This window comes from Pseudoxanthomonas sp. SGNA-20, from assembly GCF_003931635.1.
Lineage (GTDB): Bacteria > Pseudomonadota > Gammaproteobacteria > Xanthomonadales > Xanthomonadaceae > Pseudoxanthomonas.
On sequence record NZ_RRYK01000003.1, the window covers coordinates 97,725 to 113,519 of the forward strand.

General features: G+C 71.6%; 15 protein-coding genes. 11 read left to right on the plus strand and 4 right to left on the minus strand.

The window, feature by feature from the left end; all coding sequences use genetic code 11:
- The first annotated feature begins 149 nt into the window (after positions 1–149).
- The 5 genes from EIM48_RS07440 to EIM48_RS07460 all read left to right on the plus strand — a co-directional run bounded on the left by EIM48_RS07440 (position 150) and on the right by EIM48_RS07460 (position 6,073).
- On the plus strand, positions 150–572 hold the full coding sequence (locus tag EIM48_RS07440) for a hypothetical protein (RefSeq protein ID WP_125111402.1): 423 nt from the start codon (positions 150–152) through the stop codon (positions 570–572).
- Positions 569–2,662 (plus strand): hypothetical protein, encoded by a 2,094-nt coding sequence (locus EIM48_RS07445; RefSeq protein WP_125111403.1) that lies wholly within the window; start codon positions 569–571, stop codon positions 2,660–2,662. Before EIM48_RS07440 ends, EIM48_RS07445 begins: the two co-directional genes overlap by 4 nt.
- Positions 2,659–3,651: a glycosyltransferase family 2 protein gene (locus tag EIM48_RS07450; protein WP_125111404.1), complete on the plus strand. Its 993-nt coding sequence runs from the start codon at positions 2,659–2,661 to the stop codon at positions 3,649–3,651. The genes EIM48_RS07445 and EIM48_RS07450 overlap by 4 nt, the downstream gene beginning before the upstream one ends.
- A gap of 347 nt (positions 3,652–3,998) precedes the next feature.
- Positions 3,999–5,714, plus strand: a complete 1,716-nt coding sequence (locus EIM48_RS07455) for an LTA synthase family protein (RefSeq protein ID WP_125111405.1) — start codon at positions 3,999–4,001, stop codon at positions 5,712–5,714.
- A complete protein-coding gene (locus tag EIM48_RS07460) occupies positions 5,711–6,073 on the plus strand; it encodes a hypothetical protein (RefSeq protein ID WP_019399576.1) in 363 nt (120 codons plus the stop codon). Before EIM48_RS07455 ends, EIM48_RS07460 begins: the two co-directional genes overlap by 4 nt.
- Positions 6,074–6,088: 15 nt before the next feature.
- On the opposite strand, the gene EIM48_RS07465 is transcribed toward EIM48_RS07460, so the two are convergent.
- Positions 6,089–7,027, minus strand: coding sequence for an electron transfer flavoprotein subunit alpha/FixB family protein (locus EIM48_RS07465; RefSeq protein ID WP_019399575.1), 939 nt, complete (start codon positions 7,025–7,027; stop codon positions 6,089–6,091).
- A 61-nt stretch (positions 7,028–7,088) separates the two neighbouring features.
- The gene (locus tag EIM48_RS07470; protein ID WP_019399574.1) at positions 7,089–7,835 is read right to left on the minus strand and encodes an electron transfer flavoprotein subunit beta/FixA family protein; all 747 of its coding nucleotides are present in this window, start codon (positions 7,833–7,835) and stop codon (positions 7,089–7,091) included.
- Positions 7,836–8,050: 215 nt separating this feature from the next.
- Here EIM48_RS07470 and rfbB point away from each other — a divergent pair, with 215 nt between their 5' ends.
- The 4 genes from rfbB to rfbD are packed head-to-tail and all read left to right on the plus strand — an operon-like array spanning position 8,051 to position 11,496.
- Positions 8,051–9,106, plus strand: a complete 1,056-nt coding sequence (gene rfbB / locus EIM48_RS07475; RefSeq protein WP_125111406.1) for a dTDP-glucose 4,6-dehydratase — start codon at positions 8,051–8,053, stop codon at positions 9,104–9,106.
- Between the two features lie 19 nt (positions 9,107–9,125).
- Positions 9,126–10,013: a glucose-1-phosphate thymidylyltransferase RfbA gene (rfbA, locus tag EIM48_RS07480; protein WP_125111407.1), complete on the plus strand. Its 888-nt coding sequence runs from the start codon at positions 9,126–9,128 to the stop codon at positions 10,011–10,013.
- Positions 10,010–10,567 (plus strand): dTDP-4-dehydrorhamnose 3,5-epimerase, encoded by a 558-nt coding sequence (gene rfbC, locus EIM48_RS07485; RefSeq protein WP_019399571.1) that lies wholly within the window; start codon positions 10,010–10,012, stop codon positions 10,565–10,567. Before rfbA ends, rfbC begins: the two co-directional genes overlap by 4 nt.
- Positions 10,564–11,496, plus strand: a complete 933-nt coding sequence (gene rfbD, locus EIM48_RS07490; RefSeq protein WP_125111408.1) for a dTDP-4-dehydrorhamnose reductase — start codon at positions 10,564–10,566, stop codon at positions 11,494–11,496. The genes rfbC and rfbD overlap by 4 nt, the downstream gene beginning before the upstream one ends.
- 39 nt (positions 11,497–11,535) lie before the next feature.
- Here rfbD and EIM48_RS07495 read toward each other — a convergent pair whose 3' ends face one another.
- Together EIM48_RS07495 and EIM48_RS07500 are read right to left on the minus strand one after the other, a co-directional pair.
- Positions 11,536–12,939: a mannose-1-phosphate guanylyltransferase/mannose-6-phosphate isomerase gene (locus EIM48_RS07495; RefSeq protein ID WP_019399569.1), complete on the minus strand. Its 1,404-nt coding sequence runs from the start codon at positions 12,937–12,939 to the stop codon at positions 11,536–11,538.
- An 11-nt stretch (positions 12,940–12,950) separates the two neighbouring features.
- Positions 12,951–14,297, minus strand: a complete 1,347-nt coding sequence (locus tag EIM48_RS07500; RefSeq protein WP_125108812.1) for a phosphomannomutase — start codon at positions 14,295–14,297, stop codon at positions 12,951–12,953.
- Positions 14,298–14,428: 131 nt separating this feature from the next.
- Here EIM48_RS07500 and EIM48_RS07505 point away from each other — a divergent pair, with 131 nt between their 5' ends.
- A complete protein-coding gene (locus tag EIM48_RS07505; RefSeq protein WP_028915697.1) occupies positions 14,429–15,154 on the plus strand; it encodes a CoA transferase subunit A in 726 nt (241 codons plus the stop codon).
- Positions 15,154–15,783 carry a CoA transferase subunit B gene (locus tag EIM48_RS07510; RefSeq protein ID WP_019399566.1) on the plus strand — a complete coding sequence of 210 codons (630 nt, stop codon included), beginning with the start codon at positions 15,154–15,156 and terminating at the stop codon, positions 15,781–15,783. The genes EIM48_RS07505 and EIM48_RS07510 overlap by 1 nt, the downstream gene beginning before the upstream one ends.
- Positions 15,784–15,795 lie beyond the last annotated feature (12 nt).

The following is a 15,795-nucleotide window of genomic DNA, read 5'->3' on the forward strand; positions in this document are numbered from 1 at the left end:
CGTCGCCAGGCACGGGCCCGGCGGACCGCGCGACGCAAAGCGGCTTGCCATCCATGGATCCGCCGACAGTGCCGGTGGAGTAACGAGGTTCGAATTGCCTGCGGGAATCCCGCGGGTCTTTTCCTGAAAGGCGAGTCCGGTAACACATGATGCGAACTGCCATCGTTGGCACCCTGGCGGTGCTGGCCCTCCCGCTCCTGTCCGCCTGCGGGCGGATCGAGCCGGTGCAGGACGGCGTGCCCCCCCATCCGACCTCGGTGGAGAACGAGGATGCCGTGCTCAGCGTCGAGCCCGGCGCCGTGGGCGCCTGTGAGGGCCAGCGGGTCGCGGCGCGGATCGCGTGGAAGGTGAAGGATCCGGCGGTGCAGTCGGTCCTGGTCCAGGTGCGCGGCGACGATGGCGGGCGCAAGGTGTTCGCCTCAGGCGCGGCGCAGGGCGAGGCGGAAACCGGGCAGTGGGTCGCCGGGGGCACGCGCTTCCATCTGGTCGATGCCGACAGCCGCCGGGACCTCGCCGCCTTCGAGGTCGCGGGCCTGGCCTGCCTCGGACCGACTGACGGAGCAATGGAATGAACCAGCAGGTGTTGCGGTCCGGCCTGCGCGGGGGGGCGGAGCTCCTCCTCGTGCTGTTCTTCGTGGTCGTCGGCTATGCCGCATGGCGGAAGGGCCTGTTCCCGGCCAGCGCCAATGGCTACCTCGGTGGCTACCTGCAGGCGGCGCTCGCCGCCGCGGCCGGGGCACTGCTCGTCAACCTCGTGGCCGCCCGTTCCGGGCGCCCGGGCGGGGCAGCGCTGGTGCTCGGCTTCCTCGCGGTGCTGGGCGTGGCCTACTACTGCGGGCTTTCCGCGCTTGCCGCGGCGGCCCTGCTGCTGGCCGTGTCCTGGGGCGTCGGCAGCCTGTTCCACACCGGCTCCGGGTCCGATCCCTGGCTGACCAGCCTGGTCGGCCTCGCGGTGGTCGCGGCGGTGGTCGGCTGGCTGCTGCCGTTCCAGGTGCACGACGGCCGCATCCACCTGGCCGCGGCGGTGCTGCTGGTCGCCTGGCGCCGGGAAGCGGTCCTCGAGCAGGCCCGTGCGGTGGCTGCCGGGTTCGGCCAGCTGCGCCGCCAGCACCCGTGGTGGAGCTCGCTGCTGGCGGGCGTCGCCGGCTTCGCCTCGATCGCGCTGTGGTTGCCCAGCCTCAACTACGACGACAACGCCGCCCACCTGGGCATGGTCGGCCAGCTGCTGGAGGGCGGCTATTACCGGCTGGACGTCTCCAGCCAGGTCTGGGCGGTCGCGCCCTGGGCCAACAACGTCCTGCATTCCCTCGCCGCCCTGCTGGCGGGCCAGGAGTCGCGGGCCTCGATGGGCCTGCTGTGGCTGTTGCTCGGCATCTCCGGCGCCTACCGCCTGGCCCTGGCGCTGGACGGGCGCCGCGAGGTCGCGCTGGCCGCGGCGGCGGTATTCGCCTCGCACCCGCTGACGGTTTATTTCGGCTCGACCATGCAGGTCGACGGCTGCGTGGCCGCGGTGGTGCTGCACCTGGCGGCGCTGCTCGCCGGCAGGTGCGACCTGTCGCGCGGCGCGCTGGCGATCGGCGCGCTGTTCGGCCTGCTGGCCGGGCTGAAGGCGTCGAACGTGGTCTATGCCCTGCCGGCGCTGGCCTGGATCGGCTGGCAGGCGCTGCGGCACCGGCAGTGGTGGGGGCTGGCCAGGCTGGTGGTCGCCGCCAGCGTGGTGGGCGGGAGCAGCTATTTCTACGCTTTGCTCGTCACCGGCAACCCGGTGTTCCCGCTGTTCAACTCGATCTTCCAGTCGCCGTACATGCCGCCGGTCGACTTCCTCGATGCGCGCTGGCGCGCGGGCATCGACGCCTCGCTCCTGTGGGACCTGACCTTCCACAGCCCGCGCTTCGGCGAGCACGCCCCCGGTGCGGCCGGACTGGCGTTCCTGGTGCTGCTGCCGGGTTGCATCTACGCCATGTCCTGCTCGCGTGCCGCCTGCGCCGTGGGCCTGTGGGCGCTGGCCTCCGGCCTGCTGCTGTTCGCCCAGCTGCAGTACCTGCGCTACGTCTTCCCGGCGCTGGCCCTGCTGGGCACGGTCGGCGTGGTGGGCGCCGCCGGCTGCCTCCGCCGGGCCGGCTTCGCGGCCGGCATCCCGCTGCTGGCCGCGGCCAACCTGGCGCTGGTGCCCACCACGATCTGGATCTTCAAGGAGAACCCGTGGCAGGCGCTGCTGCTCGAGGGCAGGGGCGCCAGGACGCAGCTGGTCGCGGAGATGATCCCGCAGCGCGCGCTGATCGAGCGCTACCTGGCGCGGGATCCGGATACCTGCGTGCTCAATTCCGACACCAGCGCGCCGTTCGTCGCCGGCGGCAAGGGGCGCGCGCACTCGATGGCCTGGTACGACCAGCGCCTGAAGCTGGCCAAGGAGTGGGCCGACGAGGACCCCAGTGGCGAACGCTGGCGCGAAGTGCTCAGGGCCACCGGCACCTCCGGCATCGTGGTGCCGGCCGAGGCCAGTCCCGGCCAGCGCGCGGCGATGCAGGCACTGGGCTACGTCCCGGTCGACCGGGAGCGCGGGGTCGAACTGTGGTCGCTGCCCGGCAACCGCCAGGGCGAATGCCGCCTCGGCGCAGTACGCGACCAGGCCAGGCGGATCCTCCAGAGGAACAACCGATGAAACCGACCGATTCCTCGCCGCCCAGCGTGGCGGTGGTGATCCCCAGCTACAAGGTGACCCGCCACATCCTGCAGGTCATCGCATCCATCGGCGACGACGTGGACCACATCATCGTCGTCGACGACGCCTGCCCGGAGGGGTCCGGCAAGCTGGTGGAATCTGGCTGCAGCGACCCGCGGGTGTGCGTGGTCTACCACGCGCAGAACCAGGGCGTGGGCGGCGCGGTCCTGACCGGCTACCAGCGCGCGCTGGAGCTGGGCGCGGACATCATCGTCAAGATCGACGGCGACGGGCAGATGGATCCGGCGCTGCTGCCCAACTTCGTCGCCCCGATCGCCGCGCTGGAGGCCGACTACACCAAGGGCAACCGCTTCTACGACCTGCGCAACATCGGCCAGATGCCCGCGATCCGCCTGTTCGGCAACGCGGCCCTGTCGTTCATGGCCAAGGTCTCCACCGGCTACTGGGACCTGTTCGATCCGACCAACGGCTATACCGCCATTTCCGCCAGGGTCGCGGCGCTGCTGCCGTTCGAGCGGATCAGCCGCCGCTATTTCTTCGAGACCGACCTGCTGTTCCGGCTCGGGACCTTCCGCGCGGTCGTGGTCGATATCCCGATGGACGCCCGCTACGGCGACGAGGTGAGCAACCTCAGGATCGGCAAGGTGCTCACCGAGTTCCTGCTCAAGCACGGCCGCAACTTCTTCAAGCGGGTGTTCTACAGCTACTTCCTGCGCGACATGTCGCTGGCGTCGCTGGAGCTGCTGGCCGGCTGCGCGCTGGTGCTGTTCGGCGCCGTGTTCGGCCTCTACCACTGGGGGCGGTCGGTCTCGACCGGCGCGCCCGCCAGTACCGGCACCGTGATGCTGGCCGCCCTCCCGCTGCTGGTCGGCCTGCAGCTGCTGCTGGCATTCCTGGCCTATGACATCGCCTCCGTGCCGCGCAAGGTACTGAGCAGCCGCCTGGGGCGCAGGTTGCGCGGCCACTAGCCCGGCGCAGTGGACCTCCCGCCGCCCCGGTCCGTGCCGTGGCGGCTCCGGCGCCCGGGTTTTGCCGGGATTGGCCGTTCCCGGCCCTTTCCCGGCAGTGCCGGCGCCGGGTGCTAGACTGCCCCCTGCCAGTTGTCAGCCCCGGGGGGGGCGGTAGCTGGATCCGTCGGCCCTCGCCGACGGGTCCGGGAGGGGCAAGTGGAAAGATTCCCGACATCGGAAATCGCGGTCCGGCGCCAGCCGGATGGCCCGGTGGCATGAGGCAGGCGTTGCCTGTTGCGGTCCCGGCAAGCGACGCGTGGCAGGGGCGGGTACCCTGGCACTGGCTGTGCGCGTGCCTCGGGTTAGTGCTGTACGTGCCGCTGCTGTGGGGCATGGACCGCTGGGTCCTGGGCGTGGCGGCCAGCGCCTATCGCACCCCGGCGGCGATGCTGCTCAACGCCGCGGTCGCGGTGCCGTTCGTGCTGGTGCTGTGGAGCCTGAGCCGGCGCCTGCTGTCCTCGCTGCTGCTGGTCCTGCTGCTGCAGGTGCTGTTGTACAAGGTGTCGGCGGTGAAGCTGCAGGTGCTGGGCGCGCCGCTGGCGCTGCAGGACTTCTATTTCCTGACCAGCTTCAACCGCGCCAGCCTGGAGCTGCTCGGCTCCTACCTCGAGGATGCTGCGGCCGTCTGGGCCTGGACCGGCGGCGGGGCCTTGCTGCTGGCCCTGGCCTTCTGGGCCGAGCGGCCGTGGATGGGCCGCGCCCGCCTGGCCAAGGTGGTGGTCTTCGGCGCCGGCGCGGCGCTGGTGGCCGCGCTGTACCTGGCAGCCTGGCCATGGACCGCGTTCTATACCCGGGACGCCGTGCGGCCCTCGCCGCTGGGGCCGGGGCCGGGCGCACTCCACGCCGGGCTGATGAGCAGCCTGGTGTTCAAGCACCTGGACCTTTCCAACGCCGTGCATGCGGTGGACGAGGCGGCTTTGCGCGCGCTGCTGGAGGCCACCGCTGAGGAGCGCGCGGGCATCGTGCCGGCGCAGGCCGGCGCGGAGGCATTGCCAGACATCGTGGTGATCCTCAGCGAGTCGTTCATGGATCCGCGGATCCTGGCCGGCATGGACCAGGTCGCCGACCCGATTCCCGCCACCCGCGCGCTGCTGGAGCGGGGCGCGGGCGGGCCGATGCGGGTGCCGACCTACGGTGGCGGCACCGTGCGTACCGAGTTCGAGGTGCTGACCGGGATGCCGGTCAGCGCCTTCCCCTCGGTGATGTATCCCTACGTGGACATGGCCAGGCCGCGGATGCCCGGACTGCCTGCATTGCTGCGCGACCTCGGCTACGCCACGGTGGCGGTGCACGGCAATTCCGGCGCGTTCTGGAACCGCACCGATGCCTTCCGCGCCATGGGCATCCAGCGCTTCCTGACCGAGAAGGCATTCCGCGGGCAGGGCGTGCGCGACGGCGTCTGGTACTCCGACGCCTCGATGACCGACCTGGTGCTGCAGGAGCTTGAGGCGGCCGACGCGCCGCTGTTCGTGGCGGCCATCAGCATCGAGAACCACGGCCCTTACGAAAGCGAGGCCCCGGTTCGCGATGCCGCCGCCAAGGAGGCGGTGCCGGTGCCCGACCTCCTGCCGGCGCGCGCTGCCGGCAGCCTGCGCAACTACCTCTACCACCTGGGCAACGCCGACCGCGAACTGGAGCGCCTGCTACGGCGGATGGAGCAGCGCGGGCGTCCGTTCGTGGCGGTGTTCTTCGGCGACCACCTGCCGGCCCTGCCGGAGGTCTACAACACCTTGCAGTTCGCCGACGGCGGCCAGGCGGAGGAGCAGATGGTGCCGTGGCTGGTCGTGGGCGACGGCGGGCGCCGGGCCGGGGCGCGGCCGTTGCACTCCTGGGAGCTGGCGGCCGAAGCGCTGGAAGTGGCCGGGCTGGCCGGGGACCCGTACTTCGACCTGGTGCGGGTGGCTGGGCGCAGGTTGGCCGCGCTGCCGCCCGATTCGCCGGAGGCGGATGAACTGCGCCGCGGCGTGGAGGCCGCGGCGGCGGCGCGCATGCAGGGCCGGTTCGAGGAGTTCCTGCGATGAGCGCGCGCCTGCGTGGCTGCATCGGCGGGGCGTTGCTGGCCGCTGCGACGGCGGCCGCGGCCTGGCTCAACGTCGACCATGGCAGCGCGCGGCTGGTGCTGGAGCCCGGCCGGGTCGGCGCCTGCACCACGCCGGCGGCCACCGCGGTGGAGTGGGACGCCGGCAAGGCCGGCGAGGGAGGCGTGCGGCTGGAGGTCAACAACCTCGGCAAGCCGCCCAAGCTGTGGGTGCTGGAGGGCCCGCGCGGCCGCGCCGAGGCCGGGGCCTGGGCGCACGACGGCTACACGGTGACCCTGCGGACCGCCGGCGGCCGCCTGCTTGCCCGGCGCACCCTGGCCACCGAACCGTGCAGCCCGTAGGCCCGGGTGCGGCCCTCAGAGGGCCGCTTCCAGCTCCGGCAGGATGGTGAAGAGGTCACCCACCAGGCCGATGTCGGCGATCTCGAAGATCGGCGCTTCCGGGTCCTTGTTGATGGCCACGATGGTGCCGGCGTCCTTGATGCCGGTCAGGTGCTGGATCGCGCCGGAAATGCCGATGGCCACGTACAGCTCCGGGGCGATGATCTTGCCGGTCTGGCCGACCTGCATCTCGTTCGGGCAGTAGCCGGCGTCCACCGCCGCGCGCGAGGCGCCCACCGCCGCGCCGAGCTTGTCGGCCAGCGAGTAGATGTGGCGGAAGTTCTCCTCCGAGCCGACGCCGCGGCCGCCGGAGACGACCCGGCGCGCGGACTGCAGGTCCGGGCGGTCGGACGCGCCGGCGGCCAGGCCCACGTAGCGGGTATGCGAGGGCAGGGCGGCCTCGACCTGCACCGCCTCCACCGGGGCGCTGTTGCCGCCGGCGGCCTGCGGCCAGGAGGCGGTGCGCACGGTGGCGACCACGACCTGCCCGGCCGGGGCCTCGACGGTGACGATGGCGTTGCCGGCGTAGATCGGGCGCTTGAAGGTGTACTCGCCCTCCACCGCCATCAGGTCGGAGACCTGGTTGACGCCCAGCAGGGCGGCGACCACCGGCATCAGGTCCTTGCCGAAGGTGGTCGAGGGGCCGAACACGTGGCTGTAGCCGGCGGCCAGCTTCGCCACCTGCGGGCCCAGCACCTGGGCGATGGCCTGGGCATTGGCCGGGTTGGCCACGGCGAGCACGCGGGTCACGCCGGCGATCTGCGCGGCCTCGGCCGCGACCGCCGCAGGGTCGGCGGCCAGCACGAGCACGTCGATGGCCTCCGGGTTCAGCGCCTGTGCGGCGCTGACGGTGCGCGCGGTGGCGGGGTTGAGCTTGCCGTCCAGGTGTTCGGCGACGACGAGGATCTTGGACATTGGAGCGTTCTCCGGAATCAGGGGGCCGCGCGGCGCGGGGCGCCCGGCGCGGCCGGGAGGATCAGAGCAGGCCCTTGGCCTTGAGCGTGGCGACCAGTTCGGCCGCGTCCTTGACCATCACGCCGCGGCTGCGCTTGGGCGGCGGGGCGTAGGCGGTGGTCTTCAGCTCCGGGCCGGCGTCCACGCCGAGGTCGGCCAGCTGCAGGGTCTCCAGCGGCTTGCTCTTGGCCTTCATGATGTCCGGCAGCTTGATGAAGCGCGGTTCGTTCAGGCGCAGGTCGGTGGTCACCACCGCCGGCAGGTCCACTTCCAGGGTCTCCAGGCCGGCGTCGACCTCGCGGGTCACCGTGGCCTTGCCATCGGCCACTTCCAGCTTGCTGGCGAAGGTGGCCTGCGGGCGGCCCCACAGGGTGGCCAGCATCTGGCCGGTCTGGTTGGCGTCGTCGTCGATCGCCTGCTTGCCCAGGATCACCAGGTCCGGCTGCTCCTTCTCCACCAGCTTCAGCAGGGTGCGGGCGGCCGCCAGCGGCTGCACCGGCTGGTCGGTGACCACGTGGATGGCGCGGTTGGCGCCCATCGCCAGGCCGTTGCGCAGGTGCGCCTGGGCGTCGGCCGGAGCGATCGTGGCCACCACCACCTCGGTGGCGATGCCCTTGTCGCGCAGGCGCAGGGCCTCCTCGAGCGCGATCTCGTCGAACGGGTTGGGCGAGAGCTTGACGCCCTCGGTCACCACGCCGGAGCCGTCCGGCTTGACCTGGATGCGGACGTTGTAGTCCACCACGCGCTTGTAGGCGACGAGGATCTTCATCGTTTGCGGAATCCTTGAGCTGGAACGGGAACGGCCCGGTTCGCGGCGGCCAATCCGGGGCGGAGTCACCGATTCTACCGGGCCCGGGGCCACCATGCGATCACGTATGGTGGCCGGGCGGCCCGCTCCGATCCGCCTGAACAGCTCCGATTCAAGGGGCATCGGTATGCTTGCCGGCTCGGGCGCGAAAAGCGCCAATGAACAGGAGAATCGGCTTGGCCACTTGGCTCGTCACCGGCGGTGCCGGTTTCATCGGCGGCAATTTCGTCCTGGAGGCCGTGGCCCGCGGGGTGCGGGTGGTCAACCTGGACGCGCTGACCTACGCCGGCAACCTCGACACCCTGGCCTCGCTGCAGGGCAATCCGGACCACGTGTTCGTCCATGGCGACATCGGCGACCGCGAGCTGGTGGCGCGCCTGCTGGCCGAGCACCGCCCCGACGCGGTGCTCAACTTCGCCGCCGAGAGCCACGTGGACCGCTCCATCGACGGGCCGGCGGCCTTCGTCCAGACCAACGTGGTCGGCACCCTGGCCCTGCTGGAGGCGGTGCGCGACTACTGGAAGGGCCTGGAAGACGAGGCGAAGGCCGCGTTCCGCTTCCTGCACGTGTCCACCGACGAGGTCTACGGCACCCTCGGCGCGACCGGCAAGTTCACCGAGACCACCCCGTACGCGCCCAACTCGCCGTACTCGGCGTCCAAGGCCGCCTCCGACCACCTGGTGCGCGCCTTCCACCACACCTACGGCCTGCCCACGCTCACCACCAACTGCTCCAACAACTACGGGCCGTACCACTTCCCGGAGAAGCTGATCCCGCTGGTGATCCAGCGCGCGCTGGCCGGGGAGTCGCTGCCGGTGTACGGCGACGGCAAGCAGGTGCGCGACTGGCTGTACGTGGCCGACCACTGCGAGGCGATCCGCACGGTGCTGGCCAAGGGCCGGGTGGGCGAGACCTACAACGTCGGCGGCAACGCCGAGCGCGAGAACATCGAGGTGGTGCGCACCATCTGCCGCCTGCTCGACCAGCGCCGGCCGCGCCCGGACGGGCAGCCGCACGAGGTCCTGATCACCCACGTCACCGACCGCCCCGGCCACGACCGCCGCTACGCGATCGATGCGTCCAAGCTCAAGAACGAGCTGGGCTGGGAGCCGAAGTACAGCTTCGAACAGGGCATTGCCGCGACCGTGGACTGGTACCTGGCGCACCAGGACTGGGTGCGGCGGGTGCTGGACGGCAGCTACCGCCTCGAACGCATCGGCACCGCGGCCTGAAGCCGCACGGGACAGAACCATGACGCAACGCAAGGGCATCATCCTGGCCGGCGGCTCCGGCACGCGGCTGTATCCGATCACCAAGGGCGTCAGCAAGCAGCTGCTGCCGGTGTACGACAAGCCGATGATCTACTACCCGCTCAGCGTGCTGATGTTGGCCGGCATCCGCGAGGTGCTGGTCATCAACACGCCGCACGAGCAGGCCCTGTTCCAGAACCTGCTGGGCGACGGCTCGCAGTGGGGCATGGACATCCGCTACGCGGTCCAGCCCAGCCCCGACGGCCTGGCCCAGGCCTACCTGATCGGCCGCGACTTCGTCGCCGGCCAGCCCAGCTGCCTGGTGCTGGGCGACAACATCTTCCACGGCCACGGCCTGACCGCGACCCTGGCCCGCGCCAACGCGCGCACCGAGGGCGCCACCGTGTTCGGCTACTGGGTCAACGACCCGCAGCGCTACGGCGTGGCCGAGTTCGACGCCAACGGCAAGGTGGTGGGCATCGAGGAGAAGCCGGCCAACCCGCGCTCCAACTACGCCGTCACCGGCCTGTACTTCTACGACGGCAAGGCCGCCGACTACGCCGCCGAGCTCAAGCCCTCGGCCCGCGGCGAGCTGGAGATCACCGACCTCAACAAGCGCTACCTGGACGAGGGCGCGCTGTACCTGGAGCAGCTGGGCCGCGGCTACGCCTGGCTGGACACCGGCACCCACCAGTCGCTGCACGATGCCTCCAACTTCATCCAGACCATCCAGGACCGCCAGGGCCTGCAGGTGTGCTGCCCGGAGGAGATCGCCTACGGCAACGGCTGGATCGACGCGGCGCAGCTGGAGAAGCTGGCGCAGCCGCTGGCCAAGAACGGCTACGGCCAGTACCTGCTGGCCCTGCTCAAGCGCGGGGTGGTGCGATGAAGGTGATCGAGACCGCCCTGCCGGGCTGCGTGGTGATCGAGCCGGCGGTGTTCGGCGACGCCCGCGGCGTGTTCTTCGAGACCTGGAACGCCGAGCGCTTCGCCCAGCACGGCCTGCCGACCCGGTTCGTGCAGAGCAACGTGTCCACCTCCACCCGCGGCGTGCTGCGCGGCCTGCATTACCAGTGGCCGCGGCCGCAGGGCAAGCTGGTGAGCGTGCTGGAAGGCGAGGTCTACGACGTGGCGGTGGACATCCGCCGCGGCTCGCCGACCTTCGGCCGCTGGGAAGCGGTGGTGCTCAGTGCGCAGAACCGGCGCCAGTTCTGGATCCCGGAGGGCTTCGCCCACGGCTTCGCGGTGCTGTCCGAGCACGCGATCTTCAGCTACCTGTGCACCGACGTGTACGTGAAGGAGTCCGACGCCGGGGTGCGCTGGAACGACGGCGACATCGGCGTGGACTGGCCCATCGCCGAGCCGGTGCTGTCGGCCAAGGACAGCAGCGCGCCGTTCCTGGCCGGGATCCCCGAGGACCGCCTGCCGGTGTACGCGCCATGACCCGGCTGCTGCTGGTCGGCGGCAACGGCCAGCTGGGGCGCGAGCTGCGCCGCAGCCTGGCGCCGCTGGGCGAGGTCGTCGCCACCACCCGCGACGGCCGCCTGCACGATGGCGGCCAGGCCATCGCCGCCGACCTGGATAGCCCTGGGCGCCTGGCTGAAGTGGTGCGCGAGGTCGCGCCCGACGCGGTCATCAACGCCGCCGCCTACACCGCGGTGGACAAGGCCGAGTCCGAGCCGGAGGCCGCGTTCCGCATCAACGGCGAGGCGCCCGGCGCGCTGGCCCGGGCCTGCGCCGCGGCCGGCATCCCGCTGGTGCATTACTCCACCGACTACGTGTTCGACGGCAGCGGCACGCGCCCGTACCGCGAGGACGACCCGACCGCGCCGCTGGGTACGTACGGGGCCAGCAAGCTGGCCGGCGAGCAGGCGATCCGCGCCGCCGGCGGCCGCCACCTGGTGTTCCGCACCGCGTGGGTTTACGCCGCGCACAGCCACAACTTCCTGCGCTCCATGCTGCGCCTGGGCGCCGAGCGCGACGAGCTGCGGGTGGTGGCCGACCAGGTCGGCACGCCGACCCCGGCGGCGCTGATCGCCGAGGTCACCGCGGTGGCCCTGCGCCGGGCGCTGGACGATACCGGCACCAGCGGCACCTGGCACCTGGTGGCCGATGGCCAGACCAGCTGGCATGGCTTTGCCGAGGCGATCTTCGCCGAAGCGGTGGAAGCGGGCCTGCTGCCGCGCGCGCCGCGGGTGCAGGCGATCACCACCGCCGAGTTCCCGACCCCGGCGCGGCGCCCGGCCTACTCGTGCCTGGATACCACCGCGCTGCGGCGCGACTTCGCGGTGGCGCTGCCGCACTGGCGCGACGCGCTGCGCCCGGTGATCGCCGCACTGGCGGCCGAACGCGCCGCCGCTCCGGCGGCCTGACGGCCGGCACGGGAACGTGCCGGCGCTGCCCGCGGCCGCTCAGGTGCGGCCGTAGGTGTCCTCGAAGCGGACGATGTCGTCCTCGCCCAGGTAGCTGCCGGACTGGACCTCGATCAGCTCCAGAGGCAGCTTGCCGGGATTGCGCAGGCGGTGGGTCACGCCCAGCGGGATGTAGGTGCTCTGGTTCTCGGTCAGCAGGATCACCTCGTCGCCGCGGGTGACCTCGGCGGTGCCGCTGACCACCACCCAGTGCTCGGCGCGGTGGTGGTGCATCTGCAGGCTCAGGCTGGCGCCGGGCTTGACCGTGATCCGCTTGACCTGGAAGCGCTGGCCGCTGTCGATCGAGTCGTACGCGCCCCAGGGACGGTAGACCTTGCGGTGCCAAGTGGCCTCCGGGCGATCCTCGGCGCGGATCCGCGCCACCACTTCCTTGACCTCCTGCATGCGGTCGCCGCGCCCGACCAGCACCGCGTCGGCGGTTTCCACCACCACCACGTCGTCCAGCCCGACCAGGGCGATCAGGCGTTCACCGTAGGCGAAGGTGTTGCGGCAGTCGATCGCGATCACGTCGCCGTGGTGGGCGTTGCCGTCGGCGTCGCGCTCGGACACCTCGCGCAGCGCGGTCCAGGAGCCGACGTCGCTCCAGCCGGCGTCCAGCGGCACCAGCGAGGCGTGGTCGGTCTTCTCCATCACCGCGTAGTCGATCGAGTCCGAGGGCACCTCGGCGAAGGCCGCCGCGTCCAGGCGCACGAAGTCGGCGTCGCGGCGCGCGCCGGCCCAGGCCTTGCGCACCGCCGCCAGCATCTGCGGGTTGAACCGCTCCAGCTCGGCCAGGTAGCGCGAGGCGCGGAACAGGAACATGCCGCTGTTCCAGTAGTACGCGCCGGAGGCGACGTAGCCTTCCGCGGTGGCCAGGTCCGGCTTCTCCACGAACTGCTCCACCGCGCGCACGCCCTCGCCGGCGGTGGCGCGGATGTAGCCGTAGCCGGTCTCCGGGCCGGTGGGGACGATGCCGAAGGTGACCAGGCGCCCGGCCTCGGCCGCCGGCAGGGCCTCGAGCACCGCGCGGCGGAAGGCCTCGGGGTCGCGCACCACGTGGTCGGAGGGCAGCACCAGCAGCACCGGATCCTCGCCGCCGGCGCCGGCCTCCAGCGCGGCCACGGCGATCGCCGGGGCGGTGTTGCGGCCGGCCGGCTCCAGCAGGATCGCCTGCGGCACCGCGCCGACCTGGTGCAGCTGCTCGGCGGCGACGAAGCGGTGCGCCTCGTTGGCCACCACCAGCGGCGCGCGGGTGGCCAGCGGGGCCACCCGGCGCCAGGTCTCCTGGAGCATGGTCAGCTCCCCGTGCAACGGCAGGAACTGCTTGGGATAGGACTCCCGCGACAGCGGCCACAGCCGCGTGCCGGAGCCGCCGGACAACAGGACGGGGAGCAGGTCGTTCATGGGCTTCCAGGTCAGGCCGAGAGCAGCCGCGAGATTTCCTCGGTGCGCGCGCGCAGCAGCGCCTCGTCGCCGCGGGCCTCGACGTTCAGCCGCAGCAGCGGCTCGGTGTTGGAACTGCGCAGGTTGAAGCGCCAGTCGCCGAAGTCGGCGCTGATGCCGTCGGTGTGGTCCAGCGCCGGCGACTGCGCGGCGAAGTGGTCCATCACCCGCGCCACCGCCGCCTTGGCGTCGGCCACGCGGAAGTTGGTCTCGCCGCTGCACGGGAACTTGCGCACGCGCGCCTCGACCAGGTCGCCCAGGCTGCGCCCGCTGGTGGAGACCAGGCTGGCGATCAGCAGCCAGGGGATCATGCCCGAGTCGGCGTAGGCGAACTCGCGGAAGTAGTGGTGGGCGCTCATCTCGCCGCCGTAGACGCAGTCCTCGGCGCGCATCTTCTCCTTGATGAAGGCGTGGCCGCTCTTGCACAGCACCGGCACGCCGCCGGCCTCCTGCACCTGCTCGACGGTGTTCCAGACCAGGCGCGGGTCGTGCACCACCTTGCCGCCGGGGTGCTTGGCCAGGATCGCCTGGGCCAGCAGGCCGACCAGGTAGTAGCCCTCGATGAAGCGGCCCTGCTCGTCGAAGAAGAAGCAGCGGTCGAAGTCGCCGTCCCAGGCGATGCCGAAGTCGGCGCCGTGCGCGCGCACCGCGTCGATGGTGGCCTGGCGGTTCTCCGGCAGCAGCGGGTTGGGGATGCCGTTGGGGAAGCTGCCGTCCGGCTCGTGGTTGACGCGCACGAACTCGAAGGGCAGGTGCGGCGCCAGCAGGTCGACGATGGCGCCGGCGCCGCCGTTGCCCGCGTTGACCACCAGCTTCAGCGGCTTGAGCGCCGGCACGTCCACGTAGGACAGCAGGTGCTCGATGTAGGCGCCCTTGTCGGTTAGCGCGCGCTCGCCGGCGGTCGGCGGCGCGGCCGGGGCGGTGTCGGCCTCGGCCGCGTCGGAGATGGCGAACAGGCCGGTGTCGGAGGAGATCGGGCGCGCATTCTCGCGCACCAGTTTCATCCCGTTGTAGTCCATCGGGTTGTGGCTGGCGGTCACCATCACGCCGCCGGCCGCGTCGAGGTGGTCGACCTGGAAGTACACCTCCTCGGTGCCGCACAGGCCGATGTCGATCACCTCGCGGCCCTTGCTGCGCAGGCCGGCCGACAGCGCCGCCTGCAGCGCCGGGCTGCTCAGGCGCACGTCATGGCCCAGGACCACCGGGCCGGGGCGCAGCTGGTCGGAGAGGGCCACGCCGATCCTGCGGGCCAGGTCCTCGTCCAGTTCGTCCGGAACGCGCCCACGGATGTCGTAGGCCTTGAAAGCGGGGAGCGTCATGGGTCATTCCTTTGCACGGGGGACGTTCTCCCGATTCTACCCGCCGCGGCGCCGGCGTCGCGGCAAGGGACGGCCGAAACGCCCGGCGGACCCACTAGAATGGCCCCATCCCGGCATTGGCGAGGACTCAGATGGGCAACCGGACATCCCGCAGCAAGCTGGTGGCCGACGCGCACGCCGCGTTGGCCGACCTGGTGGCCGACGGGCAGACGCTGGCGGTCGGCGGCTTCGGCCTGTGCGGTATCCCCGAGGCACTGATCGCGGCCCTGCGCGATTCGGGGGTGAAGGACCTGACCGTGATCTCCAACAACGCCGGCGTGGACGGCTTCGGCCTGGGCCTGCTGCTGGAGACCCGGCAGATCCGCAAGATGATTTCGTCCTACGTGGGCGAGAACAAGGAATTCGAGCGCCAGTTCCTGGCCGGCGAGCTGGAGCTGGAGTTCAACCCGCAGGGCACCCTGGCCGAGCGCCTGCGCGCCGGCGGCGCCGGGATCCCGGCGTTCTACACCGCCACCGGCTACGGCACCGTGGTGGCCGAGGGCAAGGAGACGCGCGAGTTCAACGGCAAGCACTACGTGCTGGAGACCGCGCTGGTGGCCGACGTGGCCCTGGTCAAGGCGTGGAAGGCCGACACGGCCGGCAACCTGGTGTTCCGCAAGACCGCGCGCAACTTCAACCCGGCCTGTGCCATGGCCGGCAAGGTCTGCGTGGCCGAGGTGGAGGAGGTCGTCGAGGTCGGCGCGATCGACCCGGACCAGGTCCACCTGCCGGGCATCTACGTCGACCGCATCGTCCACAACCCCGCGCCGGAGAAGCGCATCGAGCAGCGCACCGTGCGCCAGCAGGGAGGCAAGTGATGGCCTGGACCCGCGACGAAATGGCGCGCCGCGCCGCCCTGGAGCTGGAGGACGGCGCCTACGTGAACCTGGGCATCGGCCTGCCGACCCTGGTCGCCAACCACATCCCCGAGGGCGTGGACGTGTGGCTGCAGTCGGAGAACGGCCTGCTGGGCATCGGCCCGTTCCCGACCGAGGACGAGGTCGACCCGGACCTGATCAACGCCGGCAAGCAGACCGTGACCGCGCGCCCGGGCGCCAGCTACTTCGGCAGCCACGATTCCTTCGCCATGATCCGCGGCGGCCATATCGACCTGGCCATCCTCGGTGCCATGCAGGTCACCGACAAGGGCGACCTGGCCAACTGGATGGTGCCGGGCAAGATGGTCAAGGGCATGGGCGGGGCCATGGACCTGGTGGCCGGCGTCAAGCGCGTGGTCGTGCTGATGGAGCACACCGCGAAGAACGGCGAGCACAAGATCCTGCCCGAGTGCACCCTGCCGCTGACCGGCGTGGGCGTGGTCCACCGCATCATCACCGACCTGGGCGTGTTCGACGTCACCCCGGACGGGCTGAAGCTGGTGGAAACCGCGCCGGGCGTCGGCCTCGACGAGCTGCGCGCGAAGACCGGGGTCCCGATCGCCGCCTGACCGCCGCGCAGG